Annotated in this window: 16 protein-coding genes; 15 read left to right on the plus strand and 1 reads right to left on the minus strand. The window is 45.6% G+C overall.

From position 1 onward, the window contains the following. Positions 1–120 precede the first annotated feature (120 nt). The 15 genes from secA to GKZ89_RS09990 all read left to right on the plus strand — a co-directional run bounded on the left by secA (position 121) and on the right by GKZ89_RS09990 (position 16,265). Positions 121–2,634, plus strand: coding sequence for a preprotein translocase subunit SecA (gene secA / locus GKZ89_RS09920; RefSeq protein WP_155112252.1), 2,514 nt, complete (start codon positions 121–123; stop codon positions 2,632–2,634). A 183-nt stretch (positions 2,635–2,817) separates the two neighbouring features. Continuing rightward, positions 2,818–3,747 (plus strand): alpha/beta fold hydrolase, encoded by a 930-nt coding sequence (locus GKZ89_RS09925; RefSeq protein WP_155112253.1) that lies wholly within the window; start codon positions 2,818–2,820, stop codon positions 3,745–3,747. A 79-nt stretch (positions 3,748–3,826) separates the two neighbouring features. Next, positions 3,827–4,925, plus strand: a protein-coding gene (prfB, locus tag GKZ89_RS09930; protein WP_241680199.1) for a peptide chain release factor 2 whose coding sequence is annotated in 2 segments (ribosomal slippage) — positions 3,827–3,889 and positions 3,891–4,925 — 1,098 coding nt in all. Because the reading frame shifts where the segments join, the coding sequence is not laid out codon by codon here. Between the two features lie 326 nt (positions 4,926–5,251). Then, positions 5,252–5,791, plus strand: a complete 540-nt coding sequence (locus GKZ89_RS09935; RefSeq protein ID WP_155112255.1) for a DUF6609 family protein — start codon at positions 5,252–5,254, stop codon at positions 5,789–5,791. 486 nt (positions 5,792–6,277) lie between these two features. Continuing rightward, a complete protein-coding gene (locus tag GKZ89_RS09940) occupies positions 6,278–6,616 on the plus strand; it encodes a hypothetical protein (RefSeq protein ID WP_155112256.1) in 339 nt (112 codons plus the stop codon). A gap of 79 nt (positions 6,617–6,695) precedes the next feature. Further along, positions 6,696–7,052 carry a hypothetical protein gene (locus GKZ89_RS09945; protein ID WP_155112257.1) on the plus strand — a complete coding sequence of 119 codons (357 nt, stop codon included), beginning with the start codon at positions 6,696–6,698 and terminating at the stop codon, positions 7,050–7,052. 371 nt (positions 7,053–7,423) lie between these two features. Further along, on the plus strand, positions 7,424–8,290 hold the full coding sequence (locus GKZ89_RS09950) for a YitT family protein (protein ID WP_155112258.1): 867 nt from the start codon (positions 7,424–7,426) through the stop codon (positions 8,288–8,290). Between the two features lie 47 nt (positions 8,291–8,337). Then, entirely contained in the window at positions 8,338–8,652 is a 315-nt protein-coding gene (gene cccB / locus GKZ89_RS09955) for a cytochrome c551 (RefSeq protein ID WP_155112259.1), read from the plus strand. A gap of 285 nt (positions 8,653–8,937) precedes the next feature. Then, a complete protein-coding gene (gene ftsE, locus GKZ89_RS09960) occupies positions 8,938–9,624 on the plus strand; it encodes a cell division ATP-binding protein FtsE (protein ID WP_155112260.1) in 687 nt (228 codons plus the stop codon). Then, complete coding sequence (ftsX, locus tag GKZ89_RS09965; RefSeq protein WP_155112261.1) at positions 9,617–10,504, plus strand: permease-like cell division protein FtsX; 888 nt, start codon at positions 9,617–9,619, stop codon at positions 10,502–10,504. The genes ftsE and ftsX overlap by 8 nt, the downstream gene beginning before the upstream one ends. An 86-nt stretch (positions 10,505–10,590) precedes the next feature. Further along, positions 10,591–11,937: a murein hydrolase activator EnvC family protein gene (locus GKZ89_RS09970; RefSeq protein ID WP_155112262.1), complete on the plus strand. Its 1,347-nt coding sequence runs from the start codon at positions 10,591–10,593 to the stop codon at positions 11,935–11,937. Positions 11,938–12,096: 159 nt separating this feature from the next. Then, positions 12,097–13,566, plus strand: a complete 1,470-nt coding sequence (locus GKZ89_RS09975) for a S41 family peptidase (RefSeq protein WP_155112263.1) — start codon at positions 12,097–12,099, stop codon at positions 13,564–13,566. Positions 13,567–13,984: 418 nt separating this feature from the next. Beyond that, positions 13,985–14,335: a swarming motility protein SwrAA gene (locus GKZ89_RS09980; protein WP_277753220.1), complete on the plus strand. Its 351-nt coding sequence runs from the start codon at positions 13,985–13,987 to the stop codon at positions 14,333–14,335. Positions 14,336–14,489: 154 nt separating this feature from the next. Continuing rightward, complete coding sequence (locus tag GKZ89_RS09985; RefSeq protein WP_430697087.1) at positions 14,490–15,632, plus strand: PDZ domain-containing protein; 1,143 nt, start codon at positions 14,490–14,492, stop codon at positions 15,630–15,632. Positions 15,633–15,713: 81 nt separating this feature from the next. Next, positions 15,714–16,265 carry a flavodoxin family protein gene (locus GKZ89_RS09990; RefSeq protein WP_155112265.1) on the plus strand — a complete coding sequence of 184 codons (552 nt, stop codon included), beginning with the start codon at positions 15,714–15,716 and terminating at the stop codon, positions 16,263–16,265. Between the two features lie 57 nt (positions 16,266–16,322). On the opposite strand, the gene GKZ89_RS09995 is transcribed toward GKZ89_RS09990, so the two are convergent. Continuing rightward, a complete protein-coding gene (locus GKZ89_RS09995; RefSeq protein WP_155112266.1) occupies positions 16,323–16,868 on the minus strand; it encodes a TetR/AcrR family transcriptional regulator in 546 nt (181 codons plus the stop codon). Between the last annotated feature and the right edge of the window lie 86 nt (positions 16,869–16,954).

Genomic DNA, 16,954 nt, shown 5'->3' on the forward strand with positions numbered 1-16,954 from the left:
CTTTACTAACTCCCCTCTGCTATGTTGTCCATAGACATGAATAGTGTTAAAATTAACGATAGTTCTATGTGTTTTCAAAAAAATGTTAGAGAACATTTAACAGCAGAGGAGCGTTTTTAAATGCTTGGAATCTTGAATAAAGTGTTCGACCCTAATAAACGTAACGTTAACCGCTATGAAAAAATAGCAAATGAAATAGATGCCCTCGGGCCTCAGATGGAAAAGTTGTCCGATGAAGCGCTGCAGGCGAAGACTGAAGAATTTAAGCAGCGGATTGAGAAGGGTGAAAGCCTGGACAAGCTTCTGAATGAAGCATTTGCAGTTGTCCGCGAAGGGTCCCGCCGTGTGACCGGAATGTATCCTTTTAAAGTGCAGCTTATGGGGGGGATCGCCCTTCATGAAGGAAATATCGCAGAGATGAAAACCGGGGAAGGAAAAACTTTGACTTCCACCATGCCGGTTTATTTGAATGCACTCAGCGGCGAAGGGGTTCATGTTGTAACGGTGAACGAATACCTGGCGAGCCGTGATGCAGTGGAGATGGGCCGTATCTTCGAATTTCTCGGTCTGACGGTTGGGCTTAATTTAAACCATTTAACGAAAGAGGAAAAACGCGCGGCGTACGCGGCAGATGTAACGTATTCCACAAATAATGAGCTGGGGTTTGATTACCTGCGTGATAACATGGTCCTTTATAAGGAAGAAATGGTACAGCGTCCGCTTAACTATGCCATCATTGATGAGGTCGATTCCATTCTTGTCGATGAAGCGCGTACCCCGCTGATCATTTCCGGACAGGCTGCGAAATCCACCAAGCTGTACATGCAGGCCAATACCTTTGTCCGCATGCTGAAGCTTGATGACGATTATACATTAGATGTGAAAACCAAAGGCGTTCAGCTGACAGAGGACGGGATCACGAAAGCCGAGCGGGCATTCGGGATTGAGAACCTGTTTGATATTTCGCATGTCACGCTGAATCATCATATTAATCAGGCGCTGAAAGCGCACGTGATCATGCAGAATGATGTGGATTACGTCGTTCAGGATGGCGAGGTTGTCATCGTTGACTCCTTTACCGGCCGTCTGATGAAAGGGCGCCGCTACAGTGAAGGCCTCCACCAGGCGATTGAAGCGAAGGAAGGCCTGGACATACAGAATGAGAGCATGACGCTTGCAACCATAACGTTCCAAAACTACTTCCGTATGTATAATAAGCTTTCCGGGATGACCGGTACGGCGAAAACAGAGGAAGAGGAATTCCGAAACATTTATAACATGCACGTCGTGGCCATTCCTACCAACCGTGATATCGTGCGTGATGACCGCGCCGATCTTGTTTACCGTTCCATGCAGGGGAAATTCCTGGCTGTTGTAGAGGAAGTATCCCAGCGCCATGCCGTGGGGCAGCCGGTTCTTGTCGGTACAGTTGCGGTTGAGACATCTGAACTCATTTCCCAGCTTCTTAAGAAAAAAGGAGTCCCGCACAACGTTCTGAATGCGAAAAACCATGTGAGCGAGGCGGAAATCATCGAGCTCGCCGGCCAAAAAGGTGCAGTCACGATTGCAACGAATATGGCTGGACGCGGAACAGATATTAAGCTTGGAGAAGGTGTTGTAGATCTTGGCGGACTGGCAGTAGTCGGTACAGAGCGCCATGAATCACGGCGGATCGATAATCAGCTGCGCGGACGTTCCGGACGTCAGGGAGATCCGGGTATCACCCAATTCTATCTTTCAATGGAAGATGAATTGATGAGACGCTTCGGATCGGAAAATATGATGAATATGATGGACCGACTTGGCATGGACGATACCCAGCCGATCCAAAGCAAGATGGTTTCAAGAGCAGTAGAATCCGCACAGAAAAGGGTGGAGGGCAACAACTTTGATGCCCGTAAGCAGCTTCTTCAATATGATGATGTGCTCCGCCAGCAGCGTGAGGTTATTTATAAGCAGCGCTTTGATGTTCTGGACTCCGATAATCTGCGCGGCATTGTAGAGGAAATGATCAAATCAACGGTAACCCGCCTTGTTGCCCTTTATACTCCGAATGAAGTGGTGGAGGAAGAGTGGGATCTGGAAGGTCTGGTTGAGTACATTAATCTGAACATGCTGGAAGAGGGATCACTGGAACTGAATGAGATCCGCGGCAAGGATCAAGAGGAAATGGAAGAAGCCATTCTTGCTAAGCTGAAAGCGAAATACGATGCGAAGGAAGAGGCATTTGGAACGGAGCAGATGCGTGAATTTGAGAAAGTAATTGTTCTGCGTGCTGTTGATTCTAAATGGATGGATCATATTGATGCCATGGACCACCTCCGTCAGGGAATCCATCTTCGCGCTTACGGTCAAAACGATCCGCTTCGCGAGTACCAAATGGAAGGGTTTGCGATGTTTGAAGCGATGATTGCATCCATTGAAGAGGACGTTGCCAAATATATCATGAAAGCAGAAATCCGCAGCAACCTTCAACGTGAAGAGGTGGCGAAAGGCCAGACAGCTGTTCACCCGAAAGAAGGCGACGGAGAGGCCCCAAAGAAAAAGCCGACCCGCAAAGTCGTGGAAATCGGACGCAATGAACAATGTGAATGCGGCAGCGGGAAAAAATACAAAAACTGCTGCGGCAGATAAAAGAAAAGACCTTTTCCTTTTGGGAATGGGTCTTTTTTTGATACTTGACCTGGAATTCCTTTTTCTTGTGTCGAATAATGGAAAAAATAAAAGAAATATTGTATAATAAAAGTCTTTACAATGCCGATATAAACGAATGAAAAAATAGATGATTACTAGAATATCAGAAAGGATAATGTGTAAGTGGAACAGCAGGCAGTACTTCCGATTAAGCAAAAAGCAAACCCGTGGAGACGGGCGGCTTACATCGGATCAGGATTAGGACTAGTTGCAGCGAATGCATTTTACGGATTAAGTTCATATATTATTTGGAGAGCGATGCATCCGCCTAAAATCGCTTTGAAAAAGCACCCGGAGAATTATGGAATCAAAACGGAGGAAGTCCATTTTCCGAGCTCGGATGGTTTGACATTAAAGGGCTGGTGGATGCCGGTTGAAGGCAGCAGGAAAACGGTTATATTCTCGCACGCCTACGGACTCAACCGCTACAATATGCCGTTTCCGATTTTTGACCTCGTGAAGGTGTTTCAGTCTCAAGGATACAGTGTACTCATGTACGACTTTAGAAATGCCGGCGAATCGGATGGCAATGAAACGACAATTGCCCTTAAAGAGCAGCTCGATTTAAACGGGGCCATCGATTTTGTGAAAAATGAGAAAGAGATGGATCATATTGTACTGATGGGCTGGTCCATGGGGGCGAGCACTTCCCTGCTTGCCGGCTGTATGCATGAAGACATTAAAGGCATTATCGCCGACAGCCCGTTTGCGAGCCTGGATACGTACGTTATGGATTCTTTCCAGTATTGGACGAAGCTTCCGAGATTTATCGGAAGGGTTTCCTCCTATGTAACCAAGCTTAACTTCCTCGGCTTCAAGCCGCATCTCGTCAAACCGATTGAGATGGTGCGTCAGGCTGAGGATAAAAAGATCCTTATCATCCATGCCAAAAACGACCCGGCCATTTCCTGTACGGAGAGCGAGCGGATGAAGCAGGCAAATGACTGCATCCATCTTTGGCAGCCGGAAATGGGCGGGCATATTGAAGCGTACCGGCTGAATAAAAAGGAGTATGAAGACCGTCTCGTGTCTTTTTTGAGTGAATGCCGGTGAATTCAGGGGAACTGGACTTTTCCGCCCCTGTGGTTTATGTTTAACAGTAGCGTAAAAATCTTCCCCCGAGGTGAATGGAATGGATTTAGTAGAAATTCGTCAGGAATTAGATAAAACAGCTAAGCGATTAGCGGACTTTAGGGGGTCTCTTTGACCTCGATGCAAAGGAAGCAAGAATACAGGAATTAGATGAAGAAATGGCTCATCCGGCGTTTTGGAACGACCAAAATGCGGCACAGACCGTTATTAATGAAGCGAACGGCTTAAAGGATGTAGTCAATCAGTTTTATGCAATGGATGAAAGCTACGAAAACCTGCAGGTGACACTGGAGCTTCTTAAAGAAGAACCGGACGAGGAGCTGCAGGATGAGCTGGGCTCTGAAATGAAAGAGCTGACCGGCCAGATGAATGACTTCGAGCTGCAGCTGCTTCTCAGTGAACCGTATGATAAGAGCAATGCCATCCTTGAGCTGCATCCTGGTGCCGGCGGTACTGAATCCCAGGACTGGGGTTCCATGCTGCTCCGCATGTACACCAGATGGGCTGAGAAAAAAGGCTTCAAGGTGGAAACGATGGACTACCTTCCGGGCGATGAAGCCGGAATCAAATCCGTCACACTTTTGATTAAAGGCCATAATGCTTATGGCTATTTGAAGGCTGAAAAAGGGGTGCACCGCCTCGTCCGCATCTCACCGTTCGATTCTTCAGGACGCCGTCACACATCGTTCGTATCTTGCGAGATCATGCCGGAATTTAATGAAGAAATCGAAATTGAAATCCGAACCGAGGATCTAAAGGTCGACACATACCGTGCAAGCGGCGCCGGCGGCCAGCATATCAACACGACAGACTCCGCTGTCCGGATCACCCACCTTCCAACGAATGTGGTCGTGTCCTGCCAGACGGAACGTTCTCAGATCAAAAACCGTGAGCACGCCATGAAGATGCTGAAAGCAAAGCTTTACCAAAAACGGATTGAAGAACAGGAAGCACAGCTTGCTGAAATCCGCGGTGAGCAAAAGGACATCGGCTGGGGAAGCCAGATCCGTTCCTACGTTTTCCATCCATACTCCATGGTCAAAGACCACAGAACAAGCACAGAGATCGGGAACGTTCACTCCGTTATGGACGGGGAACTGGATCCGTTTATTGACTCTTACCTGCGATCTAAATTGTAAAAGGAAAAACCGGCCTCTTTATAGAGGGGGCAAACGTGTAAAGAACAAGTCAAGACGCACAGTATTTCATGATGAAATCACTGTGCGTTTTTTTGTAGTCTATTTAAATCCGATCTACAGCAGAGAAACGGATAAGACCCAGCAGCAGCCATATGTATCATTAATACTTTAAAGCAGTTTGTGGAGATTTTTCTAAAGATCCTGTTTGAATGAAAAATGCATGGGATTTTATGTTAAAGTGGATAGGGGATTTCTCATCAAGAAACAGCAAAGAGCAGGAACCGAGAATATCTGCATTAATACACTGAGGTAAATGAGGGGAAATTATGGCGAATAGGGAGTACAACACACAAAGAACTTGTGGAGTATGGTTGATTTACATTGGCGTTATTATCATAGTTTCAGCAGTTAATGGCGGTAACTTGTTAATACAGCCTTTCATTTTTGGATTCGGCTATGCAGTTGGTTTTTTGCTAATATACGTGCTCCCCTTTTTGAATCGAAAACTAGCTTACGGGAAAAACACGAAATTTCAAGATAAAATGGATAATATCACGTTAACTGTCACGGTTATTTTATGTACCATTTGTGGCATGTTTATTGGATTTGAGAATGTAAGATTGGTTTGGCTCTCTATCTTAATCGTTGTTGGAGCTCATTTTTTTGGTTTTTATTTTTCTCAGGGAAAACTCATGATTCTTTTAGGTACATTAACGGTTGTTAACGGATTATTAGGTCTCCTGATACCCAGCATTCCTTTTCTGGCTGTTGCATGGATCGATGGAGCATTGAAAATGATGATAGGCGTTAAAATGCTATTTAATCGGAGGCATACCTATTCAGAAAATGATTCCTTGCATTTGTAACAGCAGGATTTTCTATACAAAAGACTGTCTTAAAGCCAGTCTTTTTTTCGTGACTTAAATAGTGATTTATTATGCAATAGTTTACAGGATCGCCTTTTAAAGGGGTGAAAAGGCAGGGCTAGATTTACTCTGACCCTCACTGCTTTAAAGGAACGGGGGAACAAGCGGCCCTTCTCCAATCCCTTGGGCGATAAGCATTTCTGCAGACAAGGGGACGGAGGTTTAACGCTTTAGCGAAAGTGGGGTCAGTGCACTGCTCTGACCCTCACTGCTTTAAAGGATCAGGGGAACAAGCGGCCCTTCTCCAATCCCTTGTGCTATAAGCCTGTCTGTAGACTGGGGACGGAGGTTTAATGCTTTAGCGAAAGTGGGGTCAGAGCACCAGAACACCAGCCGTCCGTAAAAAAGACTTGGTTTACAAAAATAAACCAAGGGGAAAAGATTTTCGGATTAACAAATAAAACCAAAAAAGGAGGAGGGATTAAAGTGGGATGCTTAACTGTTCCATTTCGTATTATTTTCTCGTTAATTTTGATAGCAGGCGGGGCAGGGTCGATCTTCCAAACGACAGAGCCGCTTTTCTTTCTTTTCTGCCTCGCATTGATTCTTTTCGGCTTAGGCTTCCTGATCAATACATGGGGGGATGGCGGTACGCTGCTGGAACTGCTTGGTGCTGCAATAGGAACGGGTGTAGCGGCTGTTGAAGGCTTCAGACAGGAGAGCTACGTGGCAGGGGTATTGATCAGCATCGTTTCCGTTGCGTTCTTCCTGATCTCGCTCGCGGTTATTCGGGGTTATTTTCACAGTGACAGCTCTGCTCAGTAGAAGTGTGCGGATTTTGCGTTTTTTCCTGCCGGGAAAAGGGGTATTACATCTATAAATCGGTACCCGGGAGGTGAATGGGATGGGATCTGTTTTAAAAGGGGCTGCATCGGTACTCTTGTTTTTTGTTTTTTTGTTTGGGATAAGCAGTATGTTCCTTGCTGATCATTCTGAGGGCGTTTCGTTTGGTGCGGCCATCGTTCTTGGGGCAGGCGGACTGTTTTTTATGATCTGGTCGAAGCGTACGGTCTATTTGTGGGGAGTGACTTTGCTGGCAGCAAGCGGCACCCTGATTTTCAGTGTGATTGCGTACCGCTGTTTCCGCGATAATCAAATGGCGATGGGAATCGGATTTCTTTGTGTGGATGCAGGAATGATCCTTCTGGCATTTTTCACCCTGTTTGCCTGCCTGCGCGGAAAATCACCGCGTAAGGCTTGAGAGAAAAGCGCGGAAAAGCAGAACTTTATTTAAATTGGATTCTTACCTGTTCAGGCGGCAGAAATCTCTGAAAGGGATTGGCCGCATCGAAATGAAAAAAATGGTGCTCAACTTCTATTTCCCTCACGTGCATCAAAACTCCCAAAACCCCATTTATTCGACAAACCCCTTCTTTCCTGCAATTCAGCGAACAACTGTTCATACACTTTATCTGTCTGCCGGCTGGCTGGCTGGAGGATGAGCCTTCCCTGCTCCGGGTATACTAAGTCTGCGCTTTATCCCTTTAACACGTTATTTCAGCCTCGTTTACACCGTGATGTCTGCGGTGCTATACTCTTGTCTGGTTAAGTATTCCATTGGAGGGCAAGCAGATGAAACAGCGGAGACAATCAATTACGCATGTGCCGGCAGTAGCAAAAGTGCTGGAGTATGTCTACATATTGGCAGGATCAGCCATTGTAGCAATCGCCTTTAATTTATTCCTCCTGCCAAACCGGGTGGCTTCCGGAGGTGTCAGCGGCATCAGCACCATTCTGAACGATGCGTTTGGCTTTGAGCCGGCTTATGTACAGTGGGCCTTTAATATTCCGCTGTTTATTGCAGGGGTACTCCTGCTCGGTAAACAGTTTGGATTTAAAACCTTAATTGGGACAGTGTTTTTGCCGTTTGTTGTGTTTTTGACAAAGGATATGGAAGCGGTGACGATGGATCCCCTTCTCGGAGCACTATTTGGAGGGATCGGGGTTGGTCTCGGGCTCGGTCTGGTATTCAGGGGAAAGGCCTCTACTGGCGGAACAGATCTTGCTGCCCAGATTATACATAAATTTACGGGTCTCACATTAGGAACGTGTGTAGCCATCATTGATGGGATGATTGTTTTGGCGGCTACTTTTGCATTTGACATCGAAGGAGGCCTTTATGCACTGATCGGACTGTATGTGACAAGCAAAACCATTGATATTGTCCAGATTGGTCTTGGCAGGTCCAAGATGGCTATGGTCATTACCAGTCATGAAGAAGAAGTGAAGCAGGCGATTTTGAAAAAAATAGACCGCGGTGTTACGAAGGTATCAGCATTTGGCGGCTATACAGATTTGGAAAAGCCGATTTTAATGTGTGTGGTGGACCAGACCGAATTCACAAAACTGAAACAATTGGTCAGAGTGATTGATCCGTCTGCATTTGTAGTCGTTATGGACGCTTCTGAGGTTCTTGGGGAGGGTTTCAAGCGGGCGTGACTAGGTTATACTATTTTTATAGAATTTAGATAAGGGGGATATCCGCTTTGAAAAGAAAAGCACTAGCGGTCCTGTTTACGGCATCGGCATTACTTGCCGGGTGCGGGGGAGGCGGAGATGCCCCGGCGAACCAGGGAGCTTCAGCCGGAGAACCGGAACAGCTGTTTAAGCAAAATTGTGCAAGCTGCCATGGCGTAGACCTGAAGGGAAGCTCCGGTCCGGATTTGACACGTGTCGGCGCAGAGCATGATGCTGCCGAGATTGAAAGCATTATCATCAATGGAAAAGGCAACATGCCTCCTGGCATCCTTGAAGGTGAAGAGGCGAAAAAAGTAGCCGAGTGGCTGGCAGAGAAAAAATAAGGTTCCCTACGGAATCTTTTTTTTATGGGAAAATGTCTGAAAAGCAACATGCCGAAAAAGAGAACAGACTATTTTATATACCCATTATGCCCATCAAACATTACTGATTTTACACGAGTGAAATGAAAATGTAATAAAAATACGTCTATTCATGGCGAATGATGGTGTTATAATGAACGTTGTGAGAAAAGATTTGGTAATAGGACTATGTTTATACAATTGACAACTTCCAACAATATTCGCACTTGATATAAATAATATAAAAAACTAGTTTTGGGTGATTGCATGATTGAAATGGAAAAAGTTTATAAGACTTACCCGAACGGTGTAGTCGCAATTAACGGCATCGATGTCAAGATTAACCAGGGTGAGTTTGTTTATGTGGTAGGGCCGAGCGGAGCAGGTAAATCGACATTCATTAAAATGATGTACCGGGAAGAAAAGCCCAGCTCGGGGAAAATTGTAATCAACGGTGTAAATCTTGCCAAGCTTAAAGAAAGCAAGGTGCCGCACCTGAGAAGAAGCATCGGGGTTGTATTCCAGGACTTTAAGCTTTTGCCGAGGTTAACAGTCTATGAGAACGTGGCATTCGCTATGGAAGTAATCGGGGAAAACAGCCGGAATATTAAAAAACGTGTGATGGAAGTACTGGACCTTGTCCAGCTCAAACATAAGGCGAGAAGCTTTCCGGATGAACTTTCCGGGGGAGAGCAGCAGAGGATTTCGCTTGCACGTTCAATTGTGAACAATCCGGGAGTAGTAATTGCGGATGAGCCGACCGGAAATCTTGATCCGGATACATCATGGGAAATCATGAATGTGTTTGAAGAGATCAACAACCGCGGCACAACCGTTGTCATGGCTACTCATAACAGAGAGATTGTCAACACGATGAAGAAGCGGGTCATCGCAGTCGAAGATGGAAAGATTGTGCGTGACGAGGCCAGAGGGGAGTACGGTTTGTATGAATAACTTTGGCCGTCATATCCGCGAAAGCCTTAAGTCACTGGGCAGAAATGCCTGGATGTCCTTCGCATCAGTAAGCGCGGTAGCTGTTACACTCGTCCTTGTCGGAACGTTTCTCGTGATCATGATGAACCTTAACCACTTTGCAGACAACATAGAAAATGATGTAGTCATTAAGGTTCTGGTTGATGAAACAGCAAGTCAGGAAGAACAGGCGAAGCTTGAGCAGGATATTAAAGGAATCAGCGGCATTGCCAGTACAGAGTTCTCTTCGAAGGAAGACGAATTAGAGAAAATGCAGCAGAACTTCGGGGAAGAGGGGGAAGCCCTCGAACTGAAGGATCAGGGGAATCCTCTGAGAGATGTGTTTGTTGTAAGGGCAAAAGAGCCGCAGGACACCGCTAAAATCGCTGCTCAGATCGAAGAGTTTGATAGTGCATACAAAGTCAATTATGGAAAAGAAGAAGTGAAAAAGCTGTTCAGCGGTTTAAACATCGCGAGAAACATAGGAATCGGCCTGATCATCGGATTGATTTTTACGGCAATGTTCCTGATTTCCAATACGATCAAAATTACGATTTTTGCCCGCAGGCATGAGATTGAGATTATGAAGCTCGTAGGGGCCACCAACTGGTTTATCAGATGGCCGTTTTTCCTGGAAGGGCTCATGCTAGGAGTGTTCGGGGCCTTCGTTCCTATTATCATCTTAATCTTTGGATACAACAGCCTGTATACATGGGCTGCGCCTCAGGTGGCAGATTCTTATGCTGAACTGCTCCCGTTCAATCCGTTTGTATGGCAGGTTTCTATAATCCTTCTTCTGATCGGTGCACTGATCGGAGTATGGGGAAGCCTGATGTCCGTTAGAAAATTCTTGAGAGTCTAGTGTATAAGGCGCAAAGGGACAGGCCGGATGAGAGCCGGCCTGCAGGGCCTTACATAGAAAGAGAAGAATCAGGGGAGGAAAACAAATTGAAAAGAAAGCTTTTAACATTTGGGGTCGCAGCGGTAATCAGTGTTAACGGTGTGCTTATCCCGTTGACCGGCAATCAGGCCTCGGCTGAAACATTAGAAGAGAAGCAGCGCAGCATCCAGGAGCAGAAGTCCGGTGTTCAGAATGACCTGACAGGCAAGCAGAAGCAGATTGAAGAGCTTACCAAAAAACAGGATGAACTGAACAGCGAAATTAAGAGACTGGATTCAGACATTTCTGCAGCAAATGCAAAGATCCGTGAAAAACAGGATGAAATCAGCGCGGCAAAAAAAGACATTGAAAACCTGAAAAAAGAAATTAAGACCGTTAAAGAGAGAATAAAAGAACGGAATGAAATTGTAAGAGACCGTGCGCGTGCCCTTCAGGAAAGCGGCGGAATGGGGAGCTATTTAGATGTGCTTCTTGGTGCTCAGGACTTTGGTGACTTTATTTCAAGAATCGGCGCTGTTTCCACAATCATTGGAGCAGATAAAGATATTCTAAAGGCACACGATGATGATAAAAAGCTGCTTGAGCAAAAAGAAGCGGAACTAAATCAAACCCTTCAGGGACTTCAGAGTTCATTGACAGAACTTGAATCCATTAAAGAGGGACTGAACAAGAAATCAGCAGAGAAAAACGCAGTGATGCAGCAGGTGATGCAGCAGAACAAGGATGCTGAAGCAGAAATGTTCAAGCTTGAGGACGAGGCAGCGTTCCTTAAAGAACAGGAAGCAGCTGTTCAGCAGGAAATGGTTCGTGCCAAAGAAGAAGAAGAGAAGCGCAAGCGTGAAGCGGCCGAAGCAGCTGCCCGTGCTGCAGAGCAGAAAGAGAAGCAAAAAGCAGAGGAAGCGCGCCAAAGCACTCCTCCGGCGAGCAGCTCTTCATCAGGCAGCGGCACTACAGCTACACCAGCGCCAGCACCTGCTCCAACCGGAAATGCAATCTTTATCTGGCCGGCTTCTGGAAGACATTCCTCTGAGTTTGGAATGCGGACGCATCCAATCACAGGCCAGCAAAAGCTGCATGGCGGCATAGACATTGCGAATGGGAACGTACCGGTTCACGCTGCAGCTTCCGGACGAGTTGTGCGTGCAGGCGTAGCAAGCGGCTGGGGTAATGTAGTATTTATTACACACGTAATCAATGGTAAAACCTACACGACAATCTATGGCCACCTTGATTCTATAAACGTATCAAGCGGACAGACTGTTTCACAGGGTCAGCAAATCGGAATCATGGGTACAACCGGAGCATCTACCGGCATACATCTTCACTTTGAAGTTCATCCTGGTGGATACTCAGGAAAAGGCAGTGCCGACAACCCTAGAAAATACCTTCCATAATAAGAAACGGGCAGCCCTGAAGCGGGGCTGCCTTTTTTACCGTTTTACACATTCCCAGTTATTACATGTTTTGTACAAGCCCGGCATATACTACTGTTAGCCATGAATTTCAAACGGCAATCAATCGTTTGTTTAAGGGCAGACAGAAGGAGGAGCTTGATGAACCAAAAGATAACGGCCCTTATGCTTGCCGGAGCCATGATGGCTGGAGCGCTCAGCATGTATGCCGGGATGGAATGGGCGGTCTCGGAGCAGCAACCCGGGATTTCTGCCGTGAGCAAGATGGAGGCGCAGGAGGCATCATCTGTCCCCGCTTCTTCAGAATCTGCAGAAGCCGCTAAGGGAATGGATAAAGTAAAAAAAGCCTATGAATTAATTTCAAAGAAATACGTGGAAAAAGTTGATCAGGAAGAGCTCATGGAAGGAGCCATTGAAGGCATGCTCGCCAAGCTCGAGGATCCTTATTCCGTTTATATGGATGAAGAAACCGCCCGACAGTTTTCAGATTCTCTGGATTCCTCATTTGAAGGCATCGGTGCAGAGGTAGGGAAAAGAGATGAGCGGATCATTATCGTTTCCCCCTTCAAAGGGTCGCCAGCCTCAAAAGCAGGCCTTCAGCCGAATGATGAAATCATCCGAATTGACGGCACTTCCATTAAAGGACTGGACTTAAATGAAACCGTACTGAAAATTCGCGGTAAGCGAGGGACGAACGTTATTATTGAAGTGGCCCGTCCCGGAACACGCGGAACCCTCACTTTTTCCGTAAAACGGGATACGATCCCGGTTCAGACTGTTTTCAGCGAAATCAAGAAGTATGGGACTAAGAAAATCGGCTACATTGAAATCACTTCTTTTGCAGAAAAAACAGCGGAGGATTTTAAAAAGAGCCTGACAGATCTTGAAAAGCAGGGAATTCAAGGGCTTGTTCTGGATGTGAGAGGGAATCCCGGCGGCTATTTGCAAAGTGTGGAAGAGATCTTAAAGCAGTTTGTCACGAAACAGCATCCTTATATTCAAATCGCTGAAAGAAGCGGGGAGAAAACCGAGTATTTCTCAACATTAAAAAAGGAGAAATCCTATCCTGTCAGTGTTCTGATTGATAAGGGCAGCGCTTCAGCATCGGAGATCCTTGCAGGTGCGCTAAAGGAAGCGAATCACTATCCAATCGTTGGAGAGACTTCATTCGGAAAAGGAACAGTTCAGCAGGCAGTACCAATGGGTGACGGCAGCAATATTAAGCTCACGCTGTATAAGTGGCTGACGCCTAATGGGAACTGGATACACAAAAAAGGGGTAACGCCAACCCTTGAGGTCAGGCAGCCTGAATATTATTATGCAGCCCCTATCCAGTCAGATGAGACCCTTTCTCCTGATACAAATGGGGAGCAGGTCAAAGCGGCACAGGAGCTTCTAAAGGCCATAGGCTATGATCCGGGAAGGACCGACGGATATTATAATGCCTCCACGAAAGCGGCGGTCAAAGCATTTCAGCAAAAGAACGAGTTAGCCCCTTCCGGAATCATGGATGGGAAAACCATATCTAAAATTAATGAGCTGGCTGCAGAAAAAAGATTCAGCAAAGAAGAAGACCGACAGCTTCAAGCTGCGATAAAAGTTTTGTTTTAAGGACCAATTATATGATTATGCTGCAAATAAGAACCTCCGCTGCCGGGAATGACTGGCTGCGGAGGTTTTATTTTCGTTTAAAAACGGATAGGAATTGAAGACTATTTACTAAGTCTTAATACTTCGGCGATCTAGAAGGATTTATAATAAAAGAAGAAACGGTATGATACAGTCCGAGGTTTCTTAAGACCTGCAATTGATGTAAAAACCGTAAAAAATGTCATACTTCAGAAACATAATTCCTTTTAATCGCTTTTATAATCCAAAATTTCCTAGTTACATATGCCTTCTTCCTGTTTTCTGGGGGGGAATCACATAAAAAATGAATCTTTAGGAAGTTGCTGTTAGTTCCTATTGTATTTACTATTAAGAGAGACACTGTTCTACAACACACTTTATATTGGGGGTTAACAAACAATTGAAAAGGGCTAGTGTGATGAGAGAACAAATATACCGCAAGCTGATGGGAGAGTTAAAAAGCCAGCTTCAGCCATCGCTTGTATCAAATGCAAAGACATCGAAGTATCTGCACCTGTTTTGCATGTATCTGGCGAATTATACGGAAATAAAGGATAGGGGAGCGATCAGCGAGGAAATCATCCAGGAGTATTTTTCCTATTTGACCTCGAACTATAAAAGGCTGTCGCTCGGTCTCAGTGACATTAAGCGTTCCATGCAGCTGCTTGAGGAAACACTTCACATTAAAATTGACGCTCCGCTACTGGACTTTTCTTTATCAAATTCTTCTTTATGGGGAAATCTTAAATAATCAATCCAAAACCGGCAAAGCTCCATATTCATTCTTTCTGACTTTTGATAGAATGGAGAAAAGCAAATGAACGGATCCGACTGGACAAACAGTTCAGTCTTTCCGGCCGGGATGGTGAAAAGATTTGGCCTGGATACAGGAGCTACTCGAGGGCGTGCTGCGTTTTTTTATGCATCCTCTCGTTTATTATTTTGTTCTTTATTCTTTGTGTATCGGTTTTATCCGGATTAAAAAAGAGAGGGAATCCTTCTATACGAAGACAGAACCTTTATATGAAGAGGTCTGGTTTACTTATTTAAAAGGATTGCCTGCTGGATTGGCTGTATCAGCACCAGTTATTGCTGCCGGCATATCCATTCCGTTCGAAGCGCTTATTCTAATCGCTGCTTCAACCTTCCTTCTCAGTCTTGCGTTTTCCCTGCAGCTGCTGTCCGCGGCTTTCACAATTGGGACTGCAATGCTTGGGGCCTATGTCATTCCACTTTTAGCAAAAGAAGGGCCGTTTGCAGATTGGAATCAGCCCGATCCGGCAGCCTTTGCTGTATTGATTGGATTGCTGCTGGCCGCGGAAGGGATCCTTATCTATAAAACTGGACACCATCGGACTTCTCCTTCTATTATAAAAAGCAGCAGGGGTTTGCCAATCGGCAGACACACCGCTCGCAGATTATGGATGCTTCCGGTTGTGTTATTTGTTCCGGGCGGTACACTTGCTTCCGTTTTCAGCTGGTGGCCGGTATTTGAAATGAACGGGCAAAGCTTTTCCCTATTCATTATTCCTTTCTTCGTCGGCTTCAGCCAGTCGGTTCAAGGTTCATTGCCAAAGGCCAGCATCCAGGCATCCGGAAAAAGAATCGTATGGCTTGCCTGCATCGTCTTACTGCTTGGTGCAGCTGGTCTATGGTGGACGCCTCTATCCTATTTTTCTGCAGCAGCTGCCGCTGCCGGCAGAATCTTTTTGCTGATCAGGCAAAAAAGAAACGATCGTTCAGCTGCGTACTTTTTTTCTAAGAAGGACACAGGACTGATTGTGCTCGGTTTGCTGCCGAATTCACCTTCTGAAAAAATGGGGATTCAGGTAGGAGAGACGATATCAAAGGTAAATGGAACGTCCGTAAAGACAACAGAAGAATTTTACAAGGCCCTGCAGAAAAACCGGGCTTTGTGCAAGCTTGAAATATATGGACATAACGGAGAAATCCGTTATGTCCAGCGGGCTACCTATGAAGGTGATCACCATGAACTTGGCCTGCTTTTCGTGGAGCAGCCAAAGAAAAAAGGGATCAGGGCAGGGTAATGAAAGGACACTGAAGCGGTCCTTTCATTTTTTTCGACTGGGCTGCTAAAATCTATTTTGAAATGAAAGCAGGAGAAGACAATGAGTATTGCCGTAATCCATGGAGGCACAAGGGCAGAGGGGAATACCGAGCATCTGACAATGCGTGCGATGAAGGATTTGAATGTGGAGAATATCTATTTAAAAGATGCCCGCATCAAACCGATTGAGGATATGCGCCATGCACCTGAGGGCTTTCAGGATGCAGGAGATGACTACCACGCAATCATCAGCAAGGTGCTGCAGCATGATGTCCTGGTTTTCTCAACTCCAATCTACTGGTACAGTATGTCAGGAACGATGAAGAACTTTATTGACCGGTGGTCCCAGTCTATGAGAGATCCAAAGATCGGGAATTTCAAAGAGCAGATGTCACGAAAGAAAGCCTATGTAATCGCTGTGGGGGGAGATCAGCCTTCGATCAAAGGGCTTCCGATGATCCAGCAATTTGTTCATATTTTTGGCTTTATGGGCACCTCGTTTGAAGGGTATATAATTGGAGAAGCGAACCAGCCCGGGGAGATCGAGCAAGATCAGGAAGCTGTTTTTGCTGCAGATCGGTTGAATGAAAAGTTAAAGAACGAAACGGTCTAAGGAAAGTAAAATCCGGGACGCTCCCAGAGCATTCCGGATTTTTTGCTGCTTGGTTTTCTACTTGCTTAATAGACGGACACCTTGTAAAGCCTTTTCTATTTCTGCATCTTTTCCAAGGGCATCCAGCAGAACCATTCCCTCCACGGCAGCCAGGGCGAATGCCGCGAGCTGTTCGATATCTTCCTCTTGTTCCGCATAAATCGCTCGTTTGAAAAACGCATACAGACCATCACAAATTTTCCTTGCAATAGAATAATACGGTTCTTCCTTTTTGGAAGCAATACCGATAAAACCGAGCCAAAGCTGAAGGTAGGGCCTGATCAGAGGATCCTTGACCGTTTTAGACAGAAAAGGAACGAGCTCATTAAAGGGCATCCTTTCGGTACGGGAGCTTTCAATAATCGAGATCAGTTCATCTGATAAAAAGGTAAGTACCTCTGAAAGAAGCTCATCTTTATCCTTAAAATAGTGCAGCAGCATTCGATCACTTGTATTTGCTGCGCGTGCAAGATTTCTTAAGCTGGCAGACTGAAGACCATTTTCCAAGATGTAATTAGCAAGCTCTTTCGTAATCATCTGTTTTTTAATGTCGCTCTTTTTCATAGAAATTCCTCATTGCTTTTTTTATGTAGTATATGCTACATTTTATTTATGTAGCAAACGCTACATAAATGGTAAATGGAGGATGA

Origin of the sequence: Metabacillus mangrovi, from assembly GCF_009711125.1 — a bacterium.
Classification (GTDB): Bacteria; Bacillota; Bacilli; order Bacillales; family Bacillaceae; genus Metabacillus_B; species Metabacillus_B mangrovi.